Origin of the sequence: Actinokineospora xionganensis (assembly GCF_014323725.1) — a bacterium.
GTDB lineage: Bacteria > Actinomycetota > Actinomycetes > Mycobacteriales > Pseudonocardiaceae > Actinokineospora > Actinokineospora xionganensis.
Window position 1 is genome coordinate 68551 of record NZ_JABVED010000020.1, and the last position, 22973, is coordinate 91523.

The window sequence follows — 22973 nt, forward strand, 5'->3', positions numbered from 1 at the left end:
CGGATGCGGCTCGCGCTGTCCTGGCTCACGGTCCTCCCGTTCCACACGAACAAGGTCGACCGCACCGCCGCACGCACAGCGATTGCCGTCGCCCCGTTGGTCGGCCTGCTGCTGGGCCTCACCGCCGCAGGCCTGCTCTACGCGGCCCACAAGGTGGGGATGCCCCCACTGCTGGCGGGCCTGCTCACGGTGGGCTTCCTGGCCCTGGCCACCAGGGGAATGCACCTGGACGGCTTGGCGGACACGGCGGACGGCCTGGGCTGCTACGGCCCACCGGAACGAGCCTTGGCAGTCATGAAAGACGGCGGCGCGGGCCCCTTCGCCGTGGTCACCCTGATTGTCGTCCTTGGCGCCCAGGCAACGGCCTTCGCCGCCCTCACCCCAGACCGCTTGCCCGCGGCGGTCCTGGCCATCACCGCAGGCAGAACAGCCTTCACCGCGTGCTGCCTGAAGGGCCTACAGCCTGCCAGACCAGAGGGCCTGGGAACCCTCGTCGCAGGCACCCAACCCTGGTGGATTCCAGCAGGCTGGCTCACCGCACTCACGGCAGCGGCAACGCTCGCTATAACGGACAATCGGTGGCTCGCTCCCACCGCGATCCTCCTGGCCGCCATTATCACCGCGGCATTCATCCGCCACACAATAAAAAGATTCGGCGGAATAACAGGCGACACACTTGGCGCCACCTGTGAACTGACCACAGCCATAGTCCTCGTAACAACGACGCTAAGCCCGTAGCCCAGACCACACACCTCTCCGAGGCGAAACATGACCGGACTCGGTAGGTCAAGGCATTTTCTCGCCTTTGACATACCGAGTCCGGCCATAGTCACTCTGAAAGAGGGACTACTCAGCAGCAACCAGGGTGGACATCCACCCATGCGGATCACCGGCACCACGCTGCAAAGAAGTCAGCGTGGAACGAAGACGAGAAGTAACAGACCCAGTAGCGCCACCGGAAATGCTGAACGTGCCGCCGGCATGCTTGACATGCCCCACCGGAGTGATCACAGCGGCGGTCCCGCAAGCGAACACCTCGGTCAACTCGCCGGACTCGGCCTTCTTCTCCCACTCCTCAGTGGAAATCCGCCGCTCCTCCACCGTGCATCCAAGATCCACAGCCAACTGCAGCAGTGAATCCCGAGTGATGCCCGGAAGCAGCGAACCGGAAAGCTCCGGCGTCACAATGCGATCGCCGAAGACGAAGAAGAGATTCATCCCGCCCATCTCTTCCACCCACCGCCGCTCGACGGCGTCGAGCCACACGACCTGATCGCAGCCCTCGGCGGCGGCCTGCGCCTGCGCCACCAGCGAAGCCGCGTAATTCCCGGCGAACTTCGCCGCCCCGGTGCCGCCCGGCGCCGCCCGCACATACTCCGTCGACAGCCACACCGTCACCGGCTTGATTCCACCCGCGAAATAGGATCCGGCGGGCGAGGCGATCAACACGTACAGGTATTCCGACGCGGGTCGCACCCCCAAGCCGGCCTCGATGGAAATCATGAACGGCCGCAAGTACAGCGACTCTTCGTCCGCGGCCGGAACCCATCGCGAGTCGATGGAGACAAGCTCCTTGATCGACTCGAGAAAGAGCTCATCCGGCAGTTCCGGCATAGCGATCCGGCGGGCCGAGGCGCGGAAACGCTCAGCGTTGGCCTCGGGCCGGAACGACGCGATCGAGCCGTCGGGCTGCCGATAGGCCTTGAGGCCTTCGAAGATCGCCTGACCGTAGTGCAGGACCATCGCGGAAGGGTCGAGTGTGATCGAGCTGTAGGGCTCGACTCGGGCGTCATGCCAGCCGTGCTCGCGGGAGTAGCGAATCGTCACCATGTGGTCGGTGAAGTGCTGCCCGAAGCCTGGCTTGGCCAGTACCTCCGCAACCCTTTCCGGGGTGGCCGGCTGGGGGTTGGGAGTCCGTGTGAACGGCAACGTAGGCGTCATGGGAGAACGGTATCTCTCCCGCGCCGACTGGAAAATCGGTATCCCGATGTTTGGACGTGCTACTAAGCGCGATCAGTCCTTCGTGCACTCAGCGTGCACAACAGTGTGCCCACGACCACCACTCCGACCGCGCTGAGCAACGAGACCACGCTGATGTTGACCGCGACGATCACCGAAAGGGCGAGACCGCAGCACCCGGTGCGCACCCGGGTGGACCGCTGGGCCCGGCACAGCGAGCGGGCCGCCGAGTTGACGAACGCGTAGGACACGAGCACCAGACACGCCGCCAGCGCCACGGCGTCGGCGGCGGAAAGGAAGATGCTGACTCCGCCCGCGGCGACCGCGAGGGGAATCACGGGCCCGAGCCAGCCGCCGAGCTTGGGCAGGTCGCCCGTCTCGCCCATGTCGAGAGCGAAATCCATCGCTCCCCCCACCAGGACGTAGAGCGCGAGGATCCCCCCGGCCGCCATGCCGATGGTCAGGACGAGGTCGAGGGCGGACGCGTCGGCGGCGGCCAGCGTGTCGCGCAGCGGGACGGGCGAGAGGGCCAGGCGCGCGCCGCCGAGCTGGCGTAGCGCCACGATCATGACCAGCAGCACTCCCAGGCTCGCGATCCCGACCGCCGCCACCGCCGAGCGCGCCCCGCGGCCGCTTTGGCGGTCCACACCGGCAAAGCAGAAGAACAGCAGTCCCGCGGCGGCGAGGATGCCGGTCGCGTCACTCGATCCGATGTCGCCCGATTGGCTGATCGTGAGGTGCTCGGCCGGGGCGATGGCGAGGCCGACAGCCACAACAACGCCAAGTGTGACGATCAACACAACGGCCACCGCCCGCCACAGCGACGACGACAGCCGGACGCCCAAGGCGTGACAGAGGTAGGCCACGCAGATGGGCAGGATCATGAGCAGCCCGGCCGATCCGGTCGGAGCCACATAGGCGGTCACCATGTTCGCGACAGCCCCGATCGCCACGATCCGACCGGCGAGGCCGAGGACCCCGGCCAGCCTGCCCGGCACAACCCCCAACCGCTCTCTGACGTGCAGATACGCACTCTGCGAACAGGAAGCGGCAGTGAGGTCGGCAAGCGAGACCGCGGTCATGGAAGCGACCACGGCGGCGAGGGCGAGACCGGCGAGCGCCCACCACCCGGCTTGTGCGACCGCGGGGGAAATCGCCGCGAGCGCACCCGCGCCGAGCATCCCCGCGACCGTGCCGAGAGGTGTCCGGACACCCCGCGCCACCTGCTGTCCAATCGCTGTCACGGGCACAACCGTGCCAGACCAGTTGCCAAATCTCCATCAGCCTGCCGGCTGAATCCTCTCGACAAGTCGTTAGCATTCGTCACCACCTGGCCGGGCCGACCCGTCTGATCAGGCAGGCCCGGGTCTCACGAGGACTACCCCCGAGCCTTCCCCGAACGACCGAGGAGCACATCTGTGACCGCCCCCAAGCTGGCCCTGGCCACCGCGCCGGTGTCCGAGGCCACCGTCGACGCCATCGTGATCGGCACCGTCCAGAACGGCGCAGGCGTCGCGCTCGCCCCCGGCGGCGAATTGGTGGACGCGGCGTTCGACGGGTCCCTGACCCAACTTCTTGGCTCGCTCGGCGCCACCGGCAAGGCGGGCGAGGTCGTCAAGCTGCCGACGCTGGGCAAGCTGCCCGCCGCCGTGGTGGTCGCCGCGGGCCTGGGCAAGGTCGACGGTGAGATCACCGCCGAGCAGGTGCGGCGCGCTTGCGGCGCGGCCACCCGCTCCCTGTCCGACAGCAAGCGGGTCGCCACGACCCTCTCCAGCGTCGACCTGCACGGCGCGGTGGAGGGCACCATCCTCGGCGCCTACCGGTTCACCGGCTACAAGTCGGAGTCCAAGGACGTCCAGCTGGCCAAGGTCGACCTGGCCGCCCCGACCGACGGCGCCGCGAAGGACCACCGCGCGACCGTGAAGGCCGCGACCGCGATCGCCGAGGCCGTCGCGACGGCCCGCGACTTCGTGAACACCCCGCCCAACGACCTGTTCCCCGCGTCGTTCGCCGACAAGGCCGCCGCGCTGGCCAAGGCCGTCGGCGTCGAGGTCGAGATCCTCGACGAGAAGGCCCTGCGCAAGGGTGGCTTCGGCGGCATCCTCGGCGTCGGCATCGGCTCGACCCGCCCGCCGCGCCTGGTCCGGCTCACCTACAAGGGTCCGAAGGCGAAGAAGAAGGTCGCGCTCGTCGGCAAGGGCATCACCTTCGACACCGGCGGCATCTCGATCAAGCCCGCGGCCAACATGGAGCAGATGACCTCCGACATGAGCGGCGCCGCCGCCGTGATCGCCACGGTCATCCTCGCCGCGAAGCTGAAATACCCGCTGGAGATCACCGCGACCGTGCCGATGGCGGAGAACATGCCCTCGGGCACGGCGTACCGCCCGGGCGACGTGCTGACGATGTACGGCGGCAAGACCGTCGAGGTCCTCAACACCGACGCCGAGGGCCGCCTGATCCTGTCGGACGCGATCGTGCGCGCGTGCGAGGACAACCCCGACTACCTGATCGAGACGTCGACGCTGACCGGCGCGCAGCTGGTCGCCCTGGGCAGCCGGACCAGCGGGATCATGGGCTCCGACGAGTTCCGCGACCGCGTGGCGGGCATCGCGCAGGCCACCGGCGAGGGCGGCTGGGCGATGCCGCTTCCCGAGGAACTGCGCGCGGACCTGGACTCCCGGCTCGCCGACCTCGCGAACGTGACCGGCCACCGCTGGGGCGGCATGCTGGCCGCGGGGATCTTCCTGCGCGAGTTCGTCGCCGAGGGCACCCCGTGGGTCCACATCGACTGCGCGGGCCCGGCCTACAACGCCGGCGAGCCGTGGGGCTACACGTCCTCCGGCGGCACCGGCCTCCCCGTCCGCACCCTCGCCGCCGTCCTCGCCGACATCGCCACCAACGGCTGACCCCACCCAGTCTCCGTCCCGACACGGTCGCGAGTCCAACGTTCAGAACAATGAGTCCAACGTTCAGAACATCGACTTCCACATTCACGTCACTGTGAGCTGGAACTTCGGATGTTCTGAACGTTGGACTCGTTGTTCTGAACGTTGGACTCGCGACCGTGTCGGGAGTGGGTCAGGGGGATTGGCGTTTTTGGCGGGCCATGTAGTCGCGCATGCGTTGGGGGTAGCCGACCTTGGCGACCTCGTAGATCGGCATCGCGCGCTTCTTGGCGAAGGCGAAAGCGGCCTCCGGGTCGGCGATGCGGCGGCGCGTCCACTCGCCGTCGTGGGCGACCAGCACGATTGTCGTATCCGTCACGTTCGTCTTGGGCTCCACGAACGCCTCGACGCCGGTACGGCTGCCCGCCCACGCGTCCAGGTGACTTGTGTCCTGCTTGGTCGCACCGCGCAACACCCCTGGCTTGCGCTTGCGCCGCAGGGAGTCGAAAACCCCCATGTCCGCCACCTCCGAAACTCCGTCTGCGTCCATTGTCCCGGTGAATCACCCGGCGCGGGCCCGAGACCCCCGGCCACCTCGCAAGCCTGCCTCCCATAGTGACAAGATGGCGTGTGGTGACGAGCCGTCGTCCGCGGCGCCCCGCCCACCGAAAACAACGCTGTCGCTTGTCGAGGAGACCCCGTGACTGACACCTCCGCTGACCTGGTGATCCTGGGAGGCGGGTCCGGAGGCTACGCCTGCGCGTTCCGCGCGGCCGGGCTAGGACTCTCCGTCATCCTGATCGAGAAAGACAAGGTCGGTGGAACCTGCCTGCACCGAGGCTGCATCCCGACCAAGGCCCTGCTGCACGCCGCCGAGGTCGCCGACATCGCTCGCGAGGGCGACCAGTTCGGTGTGAAGACCTCGCTCGAGGGCATCGACATGAACGGTGTCAACAGCTACAAGGACGGCATCGTCGCGGGCCTGCACAAGGGCCTGTTGGGCCTGGTCAAGGCCAACAAGGTGACCCTTGTGGAGGGTGAGGGCAAGCTCGTCGGCCCGAACACCGTCGAGGTCGGCGGGACCCGCTACACCGGCAAGAACGTCGTGCTGGCCACCGGCTCCTACGCCAAGACGCTGCCCGGCCTCGAGATCGGCGGCCGCATCGTCACCAGCGACCAGGCCCTCGGCTTGGACTACGTGCCGGAGAAGGTCGTGGTCCTGGGCGGCGGCGTCATCGGCGTCGAGTTCGCCAGCGTGTGGCGCTCCTTCGGTGCCGAGGTGACCATCGTCGAGGCGCTGCCCCGGCTGGTCCCGCTGGAGGACGAGTGGGCCTCCAAGCAGGTCGAGCGCGCCTTCCGCAAGCGCGGCATCAAGTTCAAGACCGGCGTCCGCTTCAGTGGCGCCACCCAGACCGACGCGGGCGTCACCGTCTCGCTGGAGTCCGGCGAGACCTTCGACGCCGACCTCCTGCTCGTCGCGGTCGGCCGCGGCCCCAGCAGCTCGGGCATGGGCTACGAGGAGGCCGGGCTGAACATGGACCGCGGCTTCGTCCTGACCGACGAGCGGCTGCGCACCAACCTGCCGAACGTCTTCGCGGTCGGCGACCTGGTCCCCGGCCTGCAGCTGGCCCACCGCGGCTTCCAGCAGGGCATCTTCATCGCCGAGGAGATCGCCGGGCTCAACCCGAAGGTGATCGACGAGGCGGGCATCCCCAAGGTCACCTACTGCAACCCGGAGGTGGCCTCGGTGGGCCTGTCCGAGGCGCAGGCCAAGGAGAAGTACGGCTCCGCCGAGACGCTGGTCTACAACCTCGCGGGCAACGGCAAGAGCCAGATCCTCAAGACCAGCGGCGGCATCAAGCTGATCAAGGCGCCCGACGGCCCCGTCGTCGGCGTGACCATGGTCGGCGAGCGGGTCGGCGAACTCATCGGTGAGGCCCAGCTGATCTACAGCTGGGAGGCCTACCCGGAGGACGTCGCGCCGCTCATCCACGCGCACCCCACCCAGAACGAAGCCATGGGCGAGGCCTTCCTCGCTCTGGCGGGCAAGCCCCTGCACGTGCACGGCTGACCGCCGGACGGCTCAGCCCACCAGTCAGCCAAACGCAGAAAAGCACGAGGAGTCCACGAAACCATGGCGTTCTCCGTAGAGATGCCGGCGCTCGGGGAGAGCGTCACCGAAGGCACCGTCACCCGGTGGCTCAAGCAAGAGGGCGACACCGTCGAGGTCGACGAGCCGTTGCTGGAGGTGTCCACCGACAAGGTCGACACCGAGATCCCGTCGCCGGTCGCAGGCACCCTGCAGAAGATCGTCGCGCAGGAGGACGAGACCGTCGCCGTGGGCGCCGAGCTCGCGGTGATCGGCGATGGATCAGCCGATTCCGGCTCCTCTGAGCCGCAGGCTCCCGAGCAGCCCGCGGCCGACGAGCCCTCCACCGAGCAGCCCGCTCCCGAGCCCGCCCCCCGGGCCGGGGCCGAACCTTCCTCGGCGGCGACCGAGGGGCCCGCGCCCGACCAGGACGCGCCCACCGGCAACGCCAAGGGCACCGACGTGACGATGCCCGCGCTCGGTGAGAGCGTCACCGAGGGCACCGTCACCCGGTGGCTGAAGCAGGTCGGCGAGACCGTCGAGGTCGACGAGCCGCTGCTGGAGGTGTCCACCGACAAGGTCGACACCGAGATCCCGTCGCCGGTCGCAGGCACCCTGCTCGAGATCACCGCGGGCGAGGACTCCACGGTCGACGTCGGCGGCAAGCTCGGCGTGATCGGGGCGGCGGGGGCTGCCCCGGCGGAGACCCCGGCCCAGGATCCGGCTCCGGCCGAGGCCCCCGAGCCCGAGGCGCCGAAGCAGGCTCCCCCGGCTCAGCAGGCACCCGCGCCCGCCCCGGCGGCTCCCGCACCGCAGGCTCCGGCCCCGCAGGCTCCGGCCGCTCCCCCGGTGAGTGCGCCCGTCAACGACAACGCCCCCTACGTGACCCCGCTCGTGCGCAAGCTCGCGGCGGAGAACAACATCGACCTCGCGTCGGTGCAGGGCACCGGTGTCGGCGGCCGCATCCGCAAGCAGGACGTGCTGGCCGCCGCCGAGGCCGCCAAGGCGCCCAAGCCCGCCGCGGCCCCGGCCGCCGCGCCCGCCGCGAGCAAGGCCCCCACCGGGCCGGACTCCTCGCTGCGCGGCACGACGCAGAAGATGTCGCGACTTCGCCAGACGGTCTCGCGCCGCATGGTCGAGTCGCTGCAGACCGCGGCCCAGCTGACCCAGGTCGTCGAGGTCGACGTGACCAAGATCGCGAAGCTGCGGTCCAAGGCCAAGTCGGCTTTCGAGCAGCGTGAGGGCGTCAAGCTGACGTTCCTGCCGTTCTTCGCCAAGGCGACCGTCGAGGCGCTCAAGCAGCACCCGAAGCTCAACGCCTCGATCAGCGAGGACGGCACCGAGGTCACCTACCACGGCACGGAGAACCTCGGTATCGCCGTGGACACCGACCGCGGCCTGCTGACCCCGGCCATCCGTGACGCGGGCGGGCTGAACATCGCGGGCCTGGCGCACAAGATCGCCGATGTCGCCGAGCGCACCAGGGCGAACAAGGTCACCCCGGACGAACTGTTCGGCGCGACGTTCAACCTGACCAACCTGGGCAGCCAGGGCGCGCTGTGGGACACGCCGATCATCCAGCTGCCGCAGGTCGGCATCCTGGGCGTCGGCCTGGTCGTCAAGCGGCCCGTGGTGCTGACCGACGACAACGGCGACGACACCATCGCCGTCCGCTCGATGGTCTACCTCGCGCTGACCTACGACCACCGCCTGGTCGACGGCGCCGACGCGGGCCGCTTCCTCACCGCGGTCAAGAACCGCCTGGAAGAGGGCGCGTTCGAGAGCGAGCTCGGCCTCTAGGATCACCCGTTCCACGCCGCTGGGCCGTCCCGACCGGGGCGGCCCAGCGGCGTTCACGGCCCACCCGATCAAGCGTCCCTTTGGGATATTCGGCACGATCGAGGCATGCGCGTAATCGTCGCCGGTTCGTCCGGCCTCATCGGGACCGCACTCGTCGCCAGGCTCCGCAAGGACGGGCATGAGGTGCTCCGGCTGGTCCGCCGCACTCCGCACGCGCCCGACGAGCGCGAGTGGGACCCGCCCGCGGGCCGGATGAACCCCGGCGTGCTCGACGGCGTCGACGCGGTGGTCAACCTGTGCGGGGCGGGTATCGCCGACCGGCGGTGGAGCCAGGCCCGCAAGCAGGTGCTGCTCGACAGCCGGATCGAGCCCACCGAGGTGCTGGCCGCGAAGATCGCCGAGACCGGTGTGCCGGTGCTGCTCAACGCCTCGGCTGTGGGCGTCTACGGCGACACGGGTGCCTCGACGGTCGACGAGTCCGCACCGGTCGGCCGCGGGTTCCTCGCCGACCTGTGCGCGCGCTGGGAGGCCGCCACGGAACCCGCGAAGGCTGCGGGCACCCGGGTCGCGCTGGCCCGCACCGCGTCGGTCCTGTCCCGCAAAGGCGGCCTGCTCGGGCCGCTGCGGCCGCTGTTCTCCCTGGCGCTGGGCGGCAAGCTCGGCAGCGGCGAGCAGTACATGCCGTGGATCCACATCGACGACCACATCGCCGGGCTGATGTTCCTGCTGGGCGAGGACGTCGCCGGGCCGGTCAACCTGGCCGGTCCGACGCCCGCCACGAACGCGGAGTTCACCGCCGCGTTCGGCCGGGTCAAGCACCGCCCGGCCCCCTTCACGGTGCCGCGCTTCGCGCTCAAAGCCGCGCTCGGCGACCTGGCCGACGAGATCCTGCTCAGCCAGCGGGTCGCGCCGAGGGTCTTGCTGGACAAGGGCTTCACCTTCACGTTCAGCACTGTCGAGGCCGCGCTGGAGGCGGTCGAAGGGCAGTGAGGTCGCTCGGGTCGGCGCTGCTGATCGCGTTCGTCCTGCTCGGCCTGGTGGTGTCGGGGCCGGTCCCGGAGGTCGACCGGTTCGTCGCCGACACCGCGGGCGACGGCCTTGGGCTGCGGGGCGTGGCGTCGGTCGTGACGGTCGTGCTCGGGCCGATCCTGCCCGCGGTCGTCGTGGTGGGACTGCTGGTGGCGGCGGCCCTCGTGCGCCCCAGGGCCGGACTGCTGCTGCGAGCGGCGCTCCTGCTGGCGGCGTGCCGGGCGGTGTCGCTGGTCAAGCCGGTGTTCGAACGGGCCCGGCCGACGACGGACTACCCGGATTTCAGCTTCCCCAGCGGGCACGTGGTGTCGGTGGCGTCGGTCGGCTTCACCGCCGTCGTCCTGTGCGCGTGGCTGGCCCGTGAGCGGGTCCGGATGGCCGTGCTGGTGTCGGTGGCCGCTGTGGTCCTCGCCGCACTCTGCCGGGTGATCCTCGACGTGCACTGGCTGACGGACCTGGTCGGAGCCACCCTCGGGGTGCTCGGCGTCGGACTGCTGACCGCCGTGGCGCTGCGGCTGCTGCCCGCGCCGAAACCCACGGCGTAAGGTCGCGGGGTGAGCACAGCGAACATCTCCTGTCGCGCCGACACCCGACCGGTCTCGGTGCGCGAGGTCGGAACCATCGACTACCTCCAGGCCTGGGACCTGCAGCGCGAACTCGCGCACGCCCGTGCCGACGGCGCCGGGGAGGACACCCTCCTGCTGCTGGAGCACCCGTCGGTCTACACCGCGGGCAAGCGCACCGAAGCCGACGAGCGCCCCGACGACGGCACCCCGGTGATCGACGTCGACCGCGGCGGCAAGATCACCTGGCACGGCCCCGGCCAGCTCGTCGGCTACCCGATCGTCATGCTGTCCGACCCGGTCGACGTGGTCCAGTACGTCCGGCGCATCGAGGAGGCCCTCATCGCCGTGTGCGCGAAGCTGGGCCTGCGCACCGGCCGGGTGGAGGGACGCAGCGGGGTCTGGCTGCCGGCCGACGAGACCCGCCCGGAACGCAAGATCGCCGCGATCGGCATCCGTGTCCAGCGCGGCGTCACCATGCACGGCTTCGAGATCAACTGCGACGCCGACCTGGGCGCGTTCGACCGGATCGTCCCGTGCGGCATCCGCGACGCCGGCGTCACGTCCCTGTCGAAGGAACTGGGCCGCACGGTCACGGTCGCCGAGGTGCGCCCACTGGCCCGCGCTCTCGTGCTGGACGCGCTCGAAGGCGCGCTTCCGGTATCCGACCACTGGCTGGACAAGCCGGAGCCCACCAGCCCCGGCGTCACGTTCGCACTGAGCTGACCTTCGCCACCGCCAGCAGCGGGTAGCCGGGGAACCCCACCGCCAGGGTCTTCGCCGGCTCCGGCCGCTCGGAGAACCAGAGGGCCTCGGCGTCGTGCGCGGCCGCGAGCAGATCGACCGACGCGTTGGGCATCGACAGCGGGGACGACGTCGCGTCGCCGAACCACACCCGGCCGTCGGCGCGCGTGTGCCCGCCCTGCCCGACGCCCCACGGCTTCAAGGTCACCTCGAACGGCGTCCACTCGACACCCGCCATGAACTTGGGCAGATGCCGGACGAGGAGTTGCTCGCGAGTGCCGAAGACCACGATCGCCCAGCCGATCAGCGAACCGATGATCGACAACCCGATCATGAGGGGCGTCAAATATCCGTCATCGCCCACCGACAGACGTACCAGCCGCAGAACGGCAGGAGCACCCCGGCAAAGACAATGACGAACCCGTCCCGGCGATGGGCGCGGAACAGGACAGCGGTCGTCGGGTCGGCCATGGCCGGCCGGTCGGTTCGGGGCTCGGCGATGGTCATCGGATCGTCGCCACGGCCAGCAGCGGATACCCGGGGAATCCCACCGCCACGGTCTTCCCGCTTTCCGGCACCGCCGAGAACCACACGGTTCCCCGTTCGTAAATAGTGCCGAGCAGATCCACAGTGGCGTTGGGCATCCGCACGGCGAGCATGCGACCGTCCGGCAGCGCGACCACACCCTCAGCCGTCGAAGTGCCGTCTTCCCGCCAGAACCAGGGGTTCATCGAGACCGGCAGCTCACACCAGCCGGCGTCCGCCACCAACGCGGGCAACTTTCGGTCGACAACTGCGGAGCGTCGCATGGCCGCCATCCCCACCGAAGCGCCAAGGATGCCGCCCAAGTAGGTCAGGCGGACATCCAGCGCGACCATCACCGCCGCCCACGCCACTACCCCGATAAGCAAGCGGATTTGGGCGGTGGCACCAAAACGCATCCGCGCGGCGATGAGCGCCGTGACGTCGCCTTCCGCCTTCACGGGCACTTCCCGCGACACCTTGGCCCGCCGCGCTGGGAACACCACGTGCGAGCCGTCCACCCGAACCGCCGCCCAGCCCTTGTCGTCGCAACCGACGACCCACACCCGACCAGTCCGGGCGATGAGCGCGAGGTGGGCGGCGGACAGCCTGTTGACCCGCAGAACGAGGTCGCCGTCGCACTCGATCAGCGAGGTGAAGGACGGACGTCCCGCACGCACGACACGGGCCCGCGCCTGGCGCCAAGCCCACGTCCGCAGCAGCGGCGCCGAGCGAGGAATCCCCAATATCCACAGTGAGTTGAACGCCGCGAAGATCCAGATGAGGGCGAGGCCGCTCGCCAGCGGGTACGGGGGATTCTCTTCAAAAACGTGAGCCATGAGCGCGGCCCATGGACCTATCACCACCGCGATGAGGACGCATGCGGTCACAAGGCGCCATGCGCGCTTGCGCATAAGGTCGAACAGGATCGTCGTCGTCCAGTCGGCCATGGCGGGCTGGTCTTGGGCGGGCTCGTGGAGCGTGGCGAGCGTCATCGGATCACCGCCACGGCCAGCAGCGGGTAGCCCGGATATCCGGCGGCCATGGTCTTGCCGGGCTCGGGCTCCCCCGCGAACCACAGCGTGCCGGTGTCCCACACCGTCCCGAGCAGGTCCACCGGCGCGGACCGAATGTCGGCGGTCATAGTCCGCCCATCGGCGAGCCGGATCACCACCGATGCCGCAGCGGTGTCGTCCATCCGCGCCCGCCACGGCCGCGAGCTCGCCTGAACGGCCGTCCACGGGCCTGCTTCGACAAGTTCGGGCAGCCGATGGAGCATCGGGTGGCGATACATCGCGAAGACCAGGGCCGCGACGATGACGCCGGTGGTGGAAAGCACGAACACCAACACAGCCCCCGGGCGGTCCGGCACTGCCCACATACCCAACGCCGCCCCGAGAATCGGCATGCAGCCGACAATCGACCACATCGACAAAGTGCCTCTTCGCAGCCGACGAGCCCACAACATGGTCGGATCGCTCTCGCCCGCCATCGGTTTCGGCGACCGGAACCAGTGCGACGGTTTCGCCAGCCACGGTTCGTGCGATCCGGCCACGCGGACCACCGCCAGACTGCCGATATCCCCCACCAGCCAGACCGATCCGGTCCGGGCGATCACCGCACTGTGGGCTCGGGTCATCCCCCGCACCACCAGCACGCCGACGGAGTCGCTGTCGGTCACCTCGACCCGGCAGGCGGGCCACCGGCCCGCGCGGATCACCCGCGCGGAGACCGGTCGCCAAGCCTGTTCCGTGAGCAGGCGCTTTCGCGCGGACAGCGTGCTGAGCGTCAGCCACCGGAGCACGAGAAACGTCGCCAGGACGAAGACCTGTGGACCTCCGCGAATCGGATGAAGATCGCCGAACGCCACGGCTTGGATCACAGCCGGAACAAGCGCGACGCTGTTGGCGACCATCACGATCGTGTTGATCCTCCGCTGGCGTTCGCGGTTTCTCAGCAGGATGGCCGTGGTCGGGTCGGACAGTGCCGGGCGGTCGGTGAATGGCGCGCGGACGACGTCCGTGGTCGATTCGATCTTGGCCTCCCCAGTGAGCTCACCAGGGAAATCGCCGTGACCAGCCAGACGTTATCCGCGGAGGCGTCGAACCGGGGCCACGGTGTCCGCCGTCTCAGGTGCGGCTTGCGCGCGCAGGCCCTCCAGAACGCGGGTGATCGTGGTGGCGACCTCCGCGGCCGTCTTCTTCGGGTCCGCAGAACTCGCGATGATCGTCGCACCGGACGAAAGGGCACCGAAGAGGATGCGCGTAGTCACCTCGATGGGCAATTCCTCGATTTCGCCTGCCTCGATCAGCGACTCCAGCGCGGCCTTCACAATCCCGTAACTGAAATGTTCCTCCGCTTCACGCCAGCGTTCCCATCCCATCACCACGGGACCCTCGTGGATCGCGATTCGCTGATACGACGGTTCCATGCACATTTTGATATATGCCTGGATGCCGGCCATGGCCCTGTCCCACGCGCTTCCGGGTCCGGCGACGACCTCGGCCAAACGGCCCATCACCGCCGTCTCCACGGCCCCGAAAGCGGCCTCGAACAGGGCTTGCTTGCCGCTGAAGTGGTGGTAGAGCGCACCCTTCGTCACCCGGGCGCGTTTGGCGATGACATCGAGTGACGTAGCGGAATACCCACGCTTGGTGAACAAATACACCGCGGAGTCCACCAAGGCCTGCCTGGTGCTTTCGCTGTAATCCACTCGCCTCGACTGCGCTGTCGCCATATTCACAACGTTACGACATACCCGCGGTACGTACCCGTGGTAGGTTGGCGGTATCGGTTCCGTACCGACGGTATGCCGGAAACCCACGGTATGGCCGAGGTCACGGAGGGGAGCCAGGAAGCCATGAGCTGGAACGACTACTACCGCAGGCGCGACGCGATGGAAGCCATCGTCGAGTACGCCGAGAACAACCCGACAGGGGAACTGCCGTTCGCCGAGGTGCCGGAGGCCGTCGAGGTCTTCACCGGCCCGGAGGAGTTACTGCTCGCCCTGCACTACAGGTGGACCCTGAAGCTGACCGGCAGGCTGGGCCTGGCACAGGCCGAAGCCGAGCGCGACCCGTCGATCGACCTGGTCGACGCCGTGTCGCGGGCGTGGCGCGTCACCGCCACCGAGTTCCCGGTCCTGCGCAGGCTGGTCGACCAGGGCATCGAGTCCTACCCGAGCGCGCTGCGCCCGGGTGTCGAGAGCGAGTACCGCATGCTCGCGCTCGCCGCGGGCCTGGCCGAGCCGCACGAGACCCGCGACGAGATCACCCGGGTCGGCGCGGCGTTCGTCGCCCTGGTGCGCAGCGCGCCGGACCGGCCCGAGCGCAGGCGTCACCCGGTCGAGCAGCTGTTCCGCAGGCTCGTCGCGAGCGCCTGAGCGCGCTCTCAGCCCATCGTTCCTAGGATCGGTGGGGAGCCGACGCCCAGGAGGGCACGATGACGTGGTCCGAAGCCGACATCCCTGACCTGGGCGGGCGAACCGTCCTGATCACCGGGGCGAACTCCGGATTAGGGTTGCGCAGCGCCCAGGTGCTGGCGGGCAAGGGCGCGCACGTGTTCGTCGGCGCCCGGTCGCTGGAGCGCGGCCGGGCGGCGATCGCGGCCATCGACGGCGCGGCCGAACTACTCGAGATCGACCTCGCCGACCTGTCATCGGTCCGCAAGGCCGCCGCCGAGGTCCGCGAGCGCACCGGCGACCGACTCGACGTGCTGATGAACAACGCCGGCGTCATGGGAACCCCCAAGGCCACGACCGCCGACGGCTTCGAGCTGCAGATCGGCACCAACCACCTCGGGCACGCCGCGCTCACGTGGCTGCTGATGCCCGCGCTGCGCGGCGTAGAGGACGCGCGGGTGGTGACGCTGTCGAGCATCGCGCACCGCTCCGGCCGCATCGACGTCGACGACCTGAACTACGAGCGCCGGGGCTACAACGCCGCGAGCGCGTACGCGCAGTCCAAGCTCGCCAACCTGCTGTTCGCCGTGGAACTCAACCGCAGGCTGCTCGCCGCGGGCGACACGGTGATCAGCGTCGCGGCGCACCCCGGCATGACCGAGACCGACCTGGCCGTGAACTCGGCCCGCCTGCGCGTGCGCGGACCGCTCAGCGGCGTGGTCTCCAAGGTCGTGAGCCTGGGGAACAAGCTCATCACCCAGTCCCTCGAACGCGGCGCGCTGCCCCAGCTCTACGCCGCCACGGCGCCGGACGTCCAGGGTGGCGAGTACTTCGGCCCCACCGGGCCGGGTGAGATCTTCGGCGCTCCCGGCCGGGCGAAACCGAGGGCAGCGGCGGTCAACCCCGATCTTGGCCGGACATTGTGGCAGCGGACCGCCGACCTGACCGGCGTTTCGCCGGACCCGGAGTGACCCACGTGATACCGGTCACGCCGATCGTGGGCGTAGCCTGACGCCGTGACGGTTGCGCCTGAGGGTCGGAAGATGCTGCGCCTGGAAGTGCGCAACAGCCAGACCCCGATCGAGAAGAAGCCTTCGTGGATCAAGACCCGCGCGAAGATGGGGCCCGAGTTCCGTGAACTCAAGGGCCTTGTCCGCCGTGAGGGCCTGCATACGGTCTGCGAGGAGGCGGGCTGTCCCAACATCTATGAATGCTGGGAGGACCGCGAGGCCACGTTCCTCATCGGCGGTGAGCAGTGCACGCGGCGCTGCGACTTCTGCCAGATCGACACCGGCAAACCGTCGGACCTCGACCGCGACGAGCCCCGCCGCGTCGCCGAGTCGGTCCAGGCGATGGGCCTGCGCTACTCCACGATCACCGGTGTCGCGCGCGACGACCTCGACGACGGCGGCGCCTGGCTCTACGCCGAGACGGTCCGCCAGATCCACGCGCTCAACCCGGGCACCGGCGTCGAGCTGCTGATCCCGGACTTCAACGCCGAGCCGGACCAACTCGCCGAGGTCTTCGGCTCGCGCCCGCAGGTGCTCGCGCACAACCTGGAGACCGTCCCGCGGATCTTCAAACGCATCCGCCCCGCGTTCCGCTACGAGCGCTCGCTGCAGGTGATCACCGAGGCGCGTGACTTCGGCCTGATCACCAAGTCCAACCTGATCCTCGGCATGGGCGAGACCCCCGAAGAGGTCACCGAAGCGCTCACCGACCTGCACGACGCGGGCTGCGACATCATCACGATCACCCAGTACCTGCGCCCCAGCGTGCGCCACCACCCGATCGACCGGTGGGTCAAGCCCGAGGAGTTCCTGCAGCACAAGGAGACCGCGGAAGCGCTCGGCTTCGCCGGGGTCATGGCCGGACCGCTGGTGCGCTCGTCGTACCGCGCGGGCCGCCTCTACACCCAGGCGGTCGAACACCGCGGCGACGAGGTCCCGGAGAACCTGCGGCACCTCGCGCAGGCGGGCTCGGCCAGCCAGGAGATCAGCGCGCTGCTCAGGCGGTAGTCAGACCACGGGATGACCCGGGAATCGGATCTCGGTCCGATCTCAGGGGGAACCCTGTTATGCCAGGCTCCCTCCAAACGAGAGACTTCGTGCGGCACCGGGTGGTCCGGCGCCGATTCTTGAGGGGGATCGACCGTGGCTTTGGTTACCGACGTGCTCGAATGGCTCCAGGCGCTGCCGCAGCCTGCTCTCGTGGCGGCGACAGGCGGTCTGGTGCTGGCGGAGTGCACCATCGGCCTGGGCTTCATCGCACCGGGTGAGGCGGGCCTGCTGGTCGCCGCGACGACCGTCACCAACGTCCCGCGTTTCCTGTTGCTGTGGCTGGTGGTCACGGTCTGCGCGGGCATCGGCGACTCGATCGGCTACTTCATCGGCCGCCGCTTCGGCCCGAAGCTGCGCGAGACGAAGCTGATCCAGAAGTACGGCACCGAAGGCTGGGACAAGGCCACCGACATCCTTCGCAGGCGCGGCGCGTGGGCGGTGTTCTTCGCTCGCTTCATGCCGGTGGTGCGCACCCTGACCCCGGCCGCGGCGGGCACGTCCGGGCTGCCGTACCGCAAGTTCCTGCCCGCGGTGGTCGCGGGGGCGGCCTGCTGGTCGGCCATCCACATCGGCATCGGCGCCGCCCTCGGCGAAGCCGCCAAGCGCATCGAGGGCGCACTGTCGACCGGTGGCCTGATCCTGCTCGGCACGGTCGTCATCGTCGGCGTCGTCGTGCACACCGTCAAGAAGCGCAAGAAGAAGACCGCTGTCACCGAGGAAGCGGCGCTCGAACCCGCCGTCTGATCTGCCTTTCGCTGGGCGAGGTCAGCGCTCGCCGACCTCGCCCAGCACCGCCCCCGTGTGGCTCAGGACGTGGCGGGCAGCTGTGGCCAGACGAGCGCGGCCAACGTCCGGGCGGCCACGCAGGGGTCCGGTTGGCCGATCTCATCGGAGAAGTAGACCGACATGGTCTCGCGGGTGTTCGGCGCGTCCTCGATGTTCGCCGTCAGCACTTCGCAGTAGGCGAACCTGTCGTCTTTCGAGGTGTACACAAAGGATGGTCGGCCCGCGATCGTCTCCGGGGTGTAGAATTCCTCGTCCAACGGCCAGTCGCTGATCTCGGCGGCGAGTTCCAGTTCCTCGTCCGTGCCCCACGTGCAACGGTGCCTGGCCGGACTGCCTGCCCCTTGCCCGAAGCTCGTCGGCACAGCCTTGTCGATCTGCTGCACCGTGAGGAGCGTGCACGGGTCGACCCGACCGAGCGAGTTCGCTGCGTACTCCGTGTGCTTCACCCGCCCCTCGACGATCACGGTCGCGGCGGCTTGCCGGAGGGCGTCGGCGATCTCGCAGAGGTCATCCTGATCGATCGCCGGCTCGCCCTTGTCGTCGGGCTGGGTCCGCGCCGCGAACGACAGCACCGCTTTGCCGTCCTTGAAGAAGATCCCGGTCTCACACCCACCTTCGACGTCGTCGTGCGGCCCGACGCGCAGGGGATCGGGCAGCCAGGCGCGACGTTCGAGGTCGAGGTTGTGGACGTTCGGCGGCGGGTTGACGAGTTCGACGCTCACCTGGATGTCTTCCCCGTCGGCCTCCGCGAACAGGACGCAGTAGTCGAGCGACCCGAATTCGACGTTCTGGTGCCGGACAAGGTCTTTGATCGCCTTCCCGTCCAGCAGGCTGCAGAAGTCGACGGTGGTCAGGTCACCGAGCCCGCCGTCAGCACCCCCCAGCCGGACCGACAGCGCGCCTGCGGCCTCATTGGGCACAGCGGAGCCCGAAACCACCGACGTACACCCGCCCAGCATCACCAAAGCGCAGAGCAGCACAACACCACGACGCCACATGCGCCCGAACCCCCAGCTCAATCCACCCAGTCAGCACACATGTCGATTTCGCGAATCCAAACATTACCGATGTCCGCCGGGGCTAGCATCGCGCGCAGAAAATGGGGGAACATGACCACACGCAAGCGCTCGGTGGACAACCACGCCGAGACACGGATCGTCCTGAGAGTCGTCGGCCTCGCACTGGTCGCGGTCGGCCTGTTCTTTCTGATCTCCGGCGCGATCGACTTCTTCGAATCCTTCGGCAGGGCGGCCTCGTCCGATCTGTTCGACGATCGGGAACTGCCGGAAGGGCCCACCCGCTTCTGGATGTGCTTCGTCGGTATCCCGCTGCTCGGCATCGGCGCGTGGTGCCTCAATGCGGGATTCCTCGGCGCCGCCTCCCGATACGTCGCGGACGAGACGCAGGAAGCGGTGCGCACCACCGCGTCGGCCGTCGGTGACGGACTTCGCGGACGCGGCCCCTACTGCCGCGACTGCGGCACAGCCAACGACGCGAATGCCCGGTTCTGCGACAACTGCGGAACGTCGTTGACCCGTTGATCAGGACCTGCTCTACCGCCACAGGACAGCGGTACGACGGCCGTTCAGAACGGACACTCCGACCATCAGGCCGCCGTCGGTGATGAATCCGCCGTAGCTGTCCGTGTCGCTGGGCACCGTGCCGAGATCGGTCGCCGCGCCCTCGCGATCCCACAACACCGCGTGCTGCGTGCCTGTCGTGGTCGACGAGGTCCCGATCACCGCCCCGCCGCCGAGCTGTAGAGGTGGCCGGGCAGGGGGCTCAGCTCGGTAGCCCTTCCGGACCGGTCCCATCGCACGGCGCGCGACCAGCCCGCCGCCGTGGCCGCGTTTCCAATCACGACGTCGAACCGGTTTATCGCCTGAGCCATGACGTAGGTGTCGCCAGGCAACGGCTCCAAGCGGATCGGGGTTCCGTCCGCGTCCCACCGAACGACGTATTCCGGGCCGACCCCGGGGTCGTACACGGTCGCTATGACCGTGCCGCTGTTGTTGACGCCGACCGCGCTGCGGTACTGCCCGCCGGGGTCCAGATCGGTGATCTTCCCCGCGGTGTCCCACCGCACCGCGTGGGCGACTCCCTCGGGAGTCTTTGCGTCTCCGACGATCACCGTCCCGTCGGTGTTGACGGCCAGGCCGCCGCACCGAACGCTCCCCATTGACGCCCACACGGTTCAAGACGGTCGACACGAACCGACCGGCCGGAACTGCCCATCGGGCGTCTTCCAGGCACTTTACGGCGATGGCAATGCGAACACCGGGCGTGAGACGCAACACGCGCGGTGACATCGCTATCACCGGGCGTGGTTTGAATAAGAGACCAATGGTGGGGGACAAGCCCCACCACTGGAATCCAGCGCGCGAGCTTGCCTACCTGACGTCCGTTATCCGAATTGCCTGATTTGGGTAGTTCGGGTCGGCATCGTCGAACTACTTCTGGAATTCGTCAAACAAATCTTCTGGTTGCCGACCTAATACACCTCCATGTTTAGCGATCGTGCGATACCTTAGTACGACCTTGAGTGCCCTCACTCGACATGCCATGGCTGCCTCTCGCCACTCTCGAATCGCATCGCCAATCGCCTTGGAACAGTACGCCGAAGCAAGAGCGTGAATGGTCGCAAAGAAGCCCATAGCCGCAACTGCCGCCGTAGACACTATCCCAACCAGTCCGCCAATGCTAATCCGCACCCTGGAATTGCCAATACAAATGCGAGTTGCGCAAGAAAGTAGCGTTAGAGCCGAGTGCCGACTACTGGTATTCGCTCCGAACAAGTCGACACTCGTTCAGCCACAGAGGTATGTTGTCGCCTGTGCGCTCAAACTCGGAGCGGGCGAACTTGTAGAAACGTGCCGATGGATAACCAATGCCCTGCTGGACCACAAGTGCGGAAATCAACCCGCGACCGTCGGCGTTCTCCTCGCGTGACACATCGTCCGGTATGTCTGGCATCAGGCCGTGATATGGCACGTTCAGCCCGAGAGTAGCAAGATGCTCGCTGAGCTGTTTATAGGTGATCGTCCCACTGGGATCGCTTTCAGCGCGCCTGGCAACATCTTGAAGCAGCGCTAACGTTGCTCGTAGACCAAAGAGAACACCACAGCGGCTCCGAAGCGCGGTAATCGTCCCGACCATGACAAATAGAGCAAGTCCGCTCACTATGTTATTGGCGCTACGTTCAATGCGATGGACAGGCTACCCATCACCCCCCCCATCCTCACGATCTGTACCAACGCGTTGACCACACCAAGAGTCGAGCCGTCGACGTTTTTGGAATCGCGCACTGGGCGGCGCCATTACCGATGTGCGCTACCTCTACGCACTGACCGTCAGGGCTGCCGGTTACGCAGGACTGCGACCAGGAGTTAATCGCGACGTTCGAGACAGGCTCAACGCGCATGGAGTTGGCTGCACACTCCCAGCACGCCGAGCCCAGAAACATCGACACATAGTCGATGACCGCCGCGGCAAGGTCCAGCAGGTCTCAGGTGAGGCGCCCTCGATCAGACACGTCAAGTCTCGGTCTCAAACCCTGACGGTGGTACCACGGACGGCCGGCGCGCGGTAGCTTCGAGATAGCACCACCGCGCCGGTTCGGACGGCGCGGTGGTGCTAGTTCTTGACGTCCTCTCAACTACTTGCGCGGCAGAGCGAGCAAGTTGTTCGTCCATTTTCCATCGGCGCGTGTGCGCAGGTACTTCTGGCCGACCGCAGGGGTCACCACACCAACGTCCGCTCGATTTCCGCGAGCGTCCTCGACGTACGCCTTGCCGCCCTCGTCCTGGATCCACGCGACGAGTTCGGCACGTGAGTTGTCCCCGGACTTACTGTTCGCGGGGTTGATCCACCACAGACGGGTGATGTGCTCGTGACCTTCGCCGCCCGTCAGACGGATGGCCGTGATTCGGATTGCCACAGTGTCAGTTCTCCTTGGTGACGCCCTTGAAGGGCTTGTTGTCGCTCTTGCCGTCCATGAACTGGCCGTTGGGGCCACGCTTCGTCCACAGGCGGGTAAGCGGGTTGAGGGTCTGGCTGCGCTGACGCACAGCCCCGACGCGAGAACCGCGTTCGGTGTTCTTGGCCATGTCGACGGCCACCTTTCTGATCACCTAGACAGCGTTGCACTACCGCAACGCCGTGTCGATGCTAGCACACACGTGTTGCTCTACCGCAAGCGTGATGCCAGACTGATACGCAGACGGCGGCGCATCGACCAAAGGAACATGGGATGACCGGACGGATAGATGTTGTAAAGCTCTACGAGGCGCTCGACGCCCAGCGTCGAGCGCTAGATCTGTCATGGAGGCAGGCTGCACAGCAGGCAGGGGTAAGCCCCTCACTACTCAGCAGAATGGGGAACGGGCAGAGGCCTGACTTGGACGGATTTGTCGCGCTGGTTCAGTGGCTCGGCGAACAGGCTGAGACGTTCATGATTTCTCCGGGTGAACAAGAAACAGCCCAGCCTCAACCAGACTTCAACGCTCAATTTGCCATGTTGCTCCGAGCTCAGCCTGATTTCAGCGCTTCGGACAAGCAATATCTTAAAGACATCGTAGAAGCCACCGTACGTAAGGTAAAAGCTGACCGCGAGGGCCGTTGATTGGTCAAACTAAGACATGGCTTCAAGGCCGAGGCCAAGCGAATCGCGCTTGCGGAGCGTAGAGATCTTGGCCTTGGCGTGCTGGACCCCTTCAATCCGTACGCCCATGCCGAGAGCTGGGGCATCGAGGTGTTCGACCTGGACCAAAGCGGTTGTACGCCCGAGGCGTTCCAGCACTTCAGTGTGACACGGCCGAAAGTCTTCTCGGCGATGCTGCTGCCATATGGAACGGGACATGTCATTGTTGAGAACAACAATCATGATCCATTGAGGCGGAGGTCGACCATCGCCCATGAGATGTCGCATGTCATTTTGGAGCATCCGTTCGAGATCCTGCTTGGCACCGATAATGCGTGTCGCTCGTCCGCATCTGAGGTTGAGGTTGAAGCTGCGGAGCTGTCTGGCGAACTTCTTATCCCCAGCGACGGTGCCCTGGCAATGGCGAAGCGAGGCTGGACGGATCAGCAGGTTGCGGATCACTGAGCCCTTTTCATCCTGGGCTGGATGCGTTG

At 67.7% G+C, this 22973-nt stretch carries 28 protein-coding genes; 14 read left to right on the forward strand and 14 right to left on the reverse strand.

The window, feature by feature from the left end; all coding sequences use genetic code 11:
- Positions 1–3: 3 nt before the first annotated feature.
- Positions 4–738 carry an adenosylcobinamide-GDP ribazoletransferase gene (gene cobS, locus GPZ80_RS27110; RefSeq protein ID WP_187223918.1) on the forward strand — a complete coding sequence of 245 codons (735 nt, stop codon included), beginning with the start codon at positions 4–6 and terminating at the stop codon, positions 736–738.
- 108 nt (positions 739–846) lie between these two features.
- On the opposite strand, the gene GPZ80_RS27115 is transcribed toward cobS, so the two are convergent.
- Both GPZ80_RS27115 and GPZ80_RS27120 read right to left on the reverse strand, forming a co-directional pair.
- The gene (locus GPZ80_RS27115) at positions 847–1941 is read right to left on the reverse strand and encodes a branched-chain amino acid aminotransferase (RefSeq protein WP_187223919.1); all 1095 of its coding nucleotides are present in this window, start codon (positions 1939–1941) and stop codon (positions 847–849) included.
- Between the two features lie 62 nt (positions 1942–2003).
- Positions 2004–3203, reverse strand: coding sequence for an APC family permease (locus tag GPZ80_RS27120; protein ID WP_187223920.1), 1200 nt, complete (start codon positions 3201–3203; stop codon positions 2004–2006).
- A 174-nt stretch (positions 3204–3377) separates the two neighbouring features.
- Here GPZ80_RS27120 and GPZ80_RS27125 point away from each other — a divergent pair, with 174 nt between their 5' ends.
- Positions 3378–4868, forward strand: coding sequence for a leucyl aminopeptidase (locus tag GPZ80_RS27125; protein ID WP_187223921.1), 1491 nt, complete (start codon positions 3378–3380; stop codon positions 4866–4868).
- 172 nt (positions 4869–5040) lie between these two features.
- Here GPZ80_RS27125 and GPZ80_RS27130 read toward each other — a convergent pair whose 3' ends face one another.
- The gene (locus GPZ80_RS27130) at positions 5041–5364 is read right to left on the reverse strand and encodes an oxidoreductase (protein WP_187223922.1); all 324 of its coding nucleotides are present in this window, start codon (positions 5362–5364) and stop codon (positions 5041–5043) included.
- A gap of 183 nt (positions 5365–5547) precedes the next feature.
- Here GPZ80_RS27130 and lpdA point away from each other — a divergent pair, with 183 nt between their 5' ends.
- The 5 genes from lpdA (at position 5548) to lipB (ending at position 11054) form a co-directional block, all read left to right on the forward strand.
- Positions 5548–6918: a dihydrolipoyl dehydrogenase gene (gene lpdA, locus GPZ80_RS27135; protein WP_187223923.1), complete on the forward strand. Its 1371-nt coding sequence runs from the start codon at positions 5548–5550 to the stop codon at positions 6916–6918.
- 63 nt (positions 6919–6981) lie between these two features.
- Entirely contained in the window at positions 6982–8736 is a 1755-nt protein-coding gene (gene sucB / locus GPZ80_RS27140) for a 2-oxoglutarate dehydrogenase, E2 component, dihydrolipoamide succinyltransferase (RefSeq protein ID WP_187223924.1), read from the forward strand.
- A 105-nt stretch (positions 8737–8841) separates the two neighbouring features.
- On the forward strand, positions 8842–9726 hold the full coding sequence (locus GPZ80_RS27145) for a TIGR01777 family oxidoreductase (RefSeq protein ID WP_187223925.1): 885 nt from the start codon (positions 8842–8844) through the stop codon (positions 9724–9726).
- The gene (locus tag GPZ80_RS27150) at positions 9723–10310 is read left to right on the forward strand and encodes a phosphatase PAP2 family protein (protein ID WP_187223926.1); all 588 of its coding nucleotides are present in this window, start codon (positions 9723–9725) and stop codon (positions 10308–10310) included. Before GPZ80_RS27145 ends, GPZ80_RS27150 begins: the two co-directional genes overlap by 4 nt.
- Positions 10311–10319: 9 nt before the next feature.
- Positions 10320–11054, forward strand: coding sequence for a lipoyl(octanoyl) transferase LipB (lipB, locus tag GPZ80_RS27155; protein WP_187223927.1), 735 nt, complete (start codon positions 10320–10322; stop codon positions 11052–11054).
- Here the strand turns inward: lipB and GPZ80_RS27160 are convergent.
- The 5 genes from GPZ80_RS27160 to GPZ80_RS27180 all read right to left on the reverse strand — a co-directional run bounded on the left by GPZ80_RS27160 (position 11035) and on the right by GPZ80_RS27180 (position 14331).
- Positions 11035–11406, reverse strand: a complete 372-nt coding sequence (locus GPZ80_RS27160; protein ID WP_187223928.1) for a hypothetical protein — start codon at positions 11404–11406, stop codon at positions 11035–11037. The genes lipB and GPZ80_RS27160 overlap by 20 nt on opposite strands.
- 8 nt (positions 11407–11414) lie before the next feature.
- Positions 11415–11579 (reverse strand): hypothetical protein, encoded by a 165-nt coding sequence (locus GPZ80_RS27165; protein WP_187223929.1) that lies wholly within the window; start codon positions 11577–11579, stop codon positions 11415–11417.
- Positions 11576–12589, reverse strand: coding sequence for a hypothetical protein (locus GPZ80_RS27170; protein WP_187223930.1), 1014 nt, complete (start codon positions 12587–12589; stop codon positions 11576–11578). Before GPZ80_RS27170 ends, GPZ80_RS27165 begins: the two co-directional genes overlap by 4 nt.
- Positions 12586–13512: a hypothetical protein gene (locus GPZ80_RS27175; protein ID WP_187223931.1), complete on the reverse strand. Its 927-nt coding sequence runs from the start codon at positions 13510–13512 to the stop codon at positions 12586–12588. Before GPZ80_RS27175 ends, GPZ80_RS27170 begins: the two co-directional genes overlap by 4 nt.
- Before the next feature lie 168 nt (positions 13513–13680).
- Positions 13681–14331 (reverse strand): TetR/AcrR family transcriptional regulator, encoded by a 651-nt coding sequence (locus GPZ80_RS27180; protein ID WP_187223932.1) that lies wholly within the window; start codon positions 14329–14331, stop codon positions 13681–13683.
- A 90-nt stretch (positions 14332–14421) separates the two neighbouring features.
- On the opposite strand from GPZ80_RS27180, the gene GPZ80_RS27185 reads away from it, so the two are divergent.
- The 4 genes from GPZ80_RS27185 (at position 14422) to GPZ80_RS27200 (ending at position 17798) form a co-directional block, all read left to right on the forward strand.
- Positions 14422–14976, forward strand: a complete 555-nt coding sequence (locus GPZ80_RS27185) for a hypothetical protein (protein ID WP_246477519.1) — start codon at positions 14422–14424, stop codon at positions 14974–14976.
- Between the two features lie 59 nt (positions 14977–15035).
- Complete coding sequence (locus GPZ80_RS27190; protein ID WP_187223934.1) at positions 15036–15965, forward strand: oxidoreductase; 930 nt, start codon at positions 15036–15038, stop codon at positions 15963–15965.
- A 45-nt stretch (positions 15966–16010) separates the two neighbouring features.
- Positions 16011–17012 (forward strand): lipoyl synthase, encoded by a 1002-nt coding sequence (gene lipA, locus GPZ80_RS27195; RefSeq protein WP_187223935.1) that lies wholly within the window; start codon positions 16011–16013, stop codon positions 17010–17012.
- A 135-nt stretch (positions 17013–17147) separates the two neighbouring features.
- Positions 17148–17798: a DedA family protein gene (locus GPZ80_RS27200; RefSeq protein ID WP_187223936.1), complete on the forward strand. Its 651-nt coding sequence runs from the start codon at positions 17148–17150 to the stop codon at positions 17796–17798.
- Between the two features lie 62 nt (positions 17799–17860).
- Here GPZ80_RS27200 and GPZ80_RS27205 read toward each other — a convergent pair whose 3' ends face one another.
- Entirely contained in the window at positions 17861–18778 is a 918-nt protein-coding gene (locus tag GPZ80_RS27205; protein WP_187223937.1) for a DUF3558 family protein, read from the reverse strand.
- Positions 18779–18949: 171 nt separating this feature from the next.
- On the opposite strand from GPZ80_RS27205, the gene GPZ80_RS27210 reads away from it, so the two are divergent.
- Positions 18950–19381: a zinc-ribbon domain-containing protein gene (locus GPZ80_RS27210; RefSeq protein WP_187223938.1), complete on the forward strand. Its 432-nt coding sequence runs from the start codon at positions 18950–18952 to the stop codon at positions 19379–19381.
- Between the two features lie 12 nt (positions 19382–19393).
- On the opposite strand, the gene GPZ80_RS27215 is transcribed toward GPZ80_RS27210, so the two are convergent.
- The 5 genes from GPZ80_RS27215 to GPZ80_RS33875 all read right to left on the reverse strand — a co-directional run bounded on the left by GPZ80_RS27215 (position 19394) and on the right by GPZ80_RS33875 (position 21970).
- Positions 19394–19582: a hypothetical protein gene (locus tag GPZ80_RS27215; RefSeq protein WP_187223939.1), complete on the reverse strand. Its 189-nt coding sequence runs from the start codon at positions 19580–19582 to the stop codon at positions 19394–19396.
- A complete protein-coding gene (locus tag GPZ80_RS27220; RefSeq protein WP_187223940.1) occupies positions 19579–20019 on the reverse strand; it encodes a hypothetical protein in 441 nt (146 codons plus the stop codon). The genes GPZ80_RS27215 and GPZ80_RS27220 overlap by 4 nt, the downstream gene beginning before the upstream one ends.
- Before the next feature lie 593 nt (positions 20020–20612).
- The gene (locus tag GPZ80_RS27225) at positions 20613–21020 is read right to left on the reverse strand and encodes a hypothetical protein (RefSeq protein ID WP_187223941.1); all 408 of its coding nucleotides are present in this window, start codon (positions 21018–21020) and stop codon (positions 20613–20615) included.
- A 475-nt stretch (positions 21021–21495) separates the two neighbouring features.
- Complete coding sequence (locus GPZ80_RS33505; protein WP_187223942.1) at positions 21496–21777, reverse strand: DUF3892 domain-containing protein; 282 nt, start codon at positions 21775–21777, stop codon at positions 21496–21498.
- Positions 21778–21781: 4 nt separating this feature from the next.
- The gene (locus tag GPZ80_RS33875) at positions 21782–21970 is read right to left on the reverse strand and encodes a hypothetical protein (RefSeq protein WP_187223954.1); all 189 of its coding nucleotides are present in this window, start codon (positions 21968–21970) and stop codon (positions 21782–21784) included.
- A 119-nt stretch (positions 21971–22089) separates the two neighbouring features.
- On the opposite strand from GPZ80_RS33875, the gene GPZ80_RS27240 reads away from it, so the two are divergent.
- Both GPZ80_RS27240 and GPZ80_RS34125 read left to right on the forward strand, forming a co-directional pair.
- Positions 22090–22461: a helix-turn-helix domain-containing protein gene (locus tag GPZ80_RS27240; RefSeq protein ID WP_187223943.1), complete on the forward strand. Its 372-nt coding sequence runs from the start codon at positions 22090–22092 to the stop codon at positions 22459–22461.
- 210 nt (positions 22462–22671) lie between these two features.
- A complete protein-coding gene (locus GPZ80_RS34125; protein WP_376771741.1) occupies positions 22672–22944 on the forward strand; it encodes an ImmA/IrrE family metallo-endopeptidase in 273 nt (90 codons plus the stop codon).
- Positions 22945–22973 lie beyond the last annotated feature (29 nt).

What these genes read in the sequence shown, in the direction of transcription:
- cobS (WP_187223918.1), top strand. Translation starts at nt 4, where the DNA reads ATGCGGCTCGCGCTGTCCTGGCTCACGGTCCTCCCGTTCCACACGAAC.
- GPZ80_RS27115 (WP_187223919.1), bottom strand. Translation starts at nt 1,941, where the DNA reads ATGACGCCTACGTTGCCGTTCACACGGACTCCCAACCCCCAGCCGGCC.
- GPZ80_RS27130 (WP_187223922.1), bottom strand. Translation starts at nt 5,364, where the DNA reads ATGGGGGTTTTCGACTCCCTGCGGCGCAAGCGCAAGCCAGGGGTGTTG.
- sucB (WP_187223924.1), top strand. Translation starts at nt 6,982, where the DNA reads ATGGCGTTCTCCGTAGAGATGCCGGCGCTCGGGGAGAGCGTCACCGAA.
- GPZ80_RS27145 (WP_187223925.1), top strand. Translation starts at nt 8,842, where the DNA reads ATGCGCGTAATCGTCGCCGGTTCGTCCGGCCTCATCGGGACCGCACTC.
- GPZ80_RS27160 (WP_187223928.1), bottom strand. Translation starts at nt 11,406, where the DNA reads ATGATCGGGTTGTCGATCATCGGTTCGCTGATCGGCTGGGCGATCGTG.
- GPZ80_RS27165 (WP_187223929.1), bottom strand. Translation starts at nt 11,579, where the DNA reads ATGACCATCGCCGAGCCCCGAACCGACCGGCCGGCCATGGCCGACCCG.
- GPZ80_RS27170 (WP_187223930.1), bottom strand. Translation starts at nt 12,589, where the DNA reads ATGACGCTCGCCACGCTCCACGAGCCCGCCCAAGACCAGCCCGCCATG.
- GPZ80_RS27180 (WP_187223932.1), bottom strand. Translation starts at nt 14,331, where the DNA reads ATGGCGACAGCGCAGTCGAGGCGAGTGGATTACAGCGAAAGCACCAGG.
- GPZ80_RS27185 (WP_246477519.1), top strand. Translation starts at nt 14,422, where the DNA reads ATGGCCGAGGTCACGGAGGGGAGCCAGGAAGCCATGAGCTGGAACGAC.
- GPZ80_RS27190 (WP_187223934.1), top strand. Translation starts at nt 15,036, where the DNA reads ATGACGTGGTCCGAAGCCGACATCCCTGACCTGGGCGGGCGAACCGTC.
- GPZ80_RS27210 (WP_187223938.1), top strand. Translation starts at nt 18,950, where the DNA reads ATGACCACACGCAAGCGCTCGGTGGACAACCACGCCGAGACACGGATC.
- GPZ80_RS27220 (WP_187223940.1), bottom strand. Translation starts at nt 20,019, where the DNA reads ATGGGGAGCGTTCGGTGCGGCGGCCTGGCCGTCAACACCGACGGGACG.
- GPZ80_RS27240 (WP_187223943.1), top strand. Translation starts at nt 22,090, where the DNA reads ATGACCGGACGGATAGATGTTGTAAAGCTCTACGAGGCGCTCGACGCC.
- GPZ80_RS34125 (WP_376771741.1), top strand. Translation starts at nt 22,672, where the DNA reads ATGCTGCTGCCATATGGAACGGGACATGTCATTGTTGAGAACAACAAT.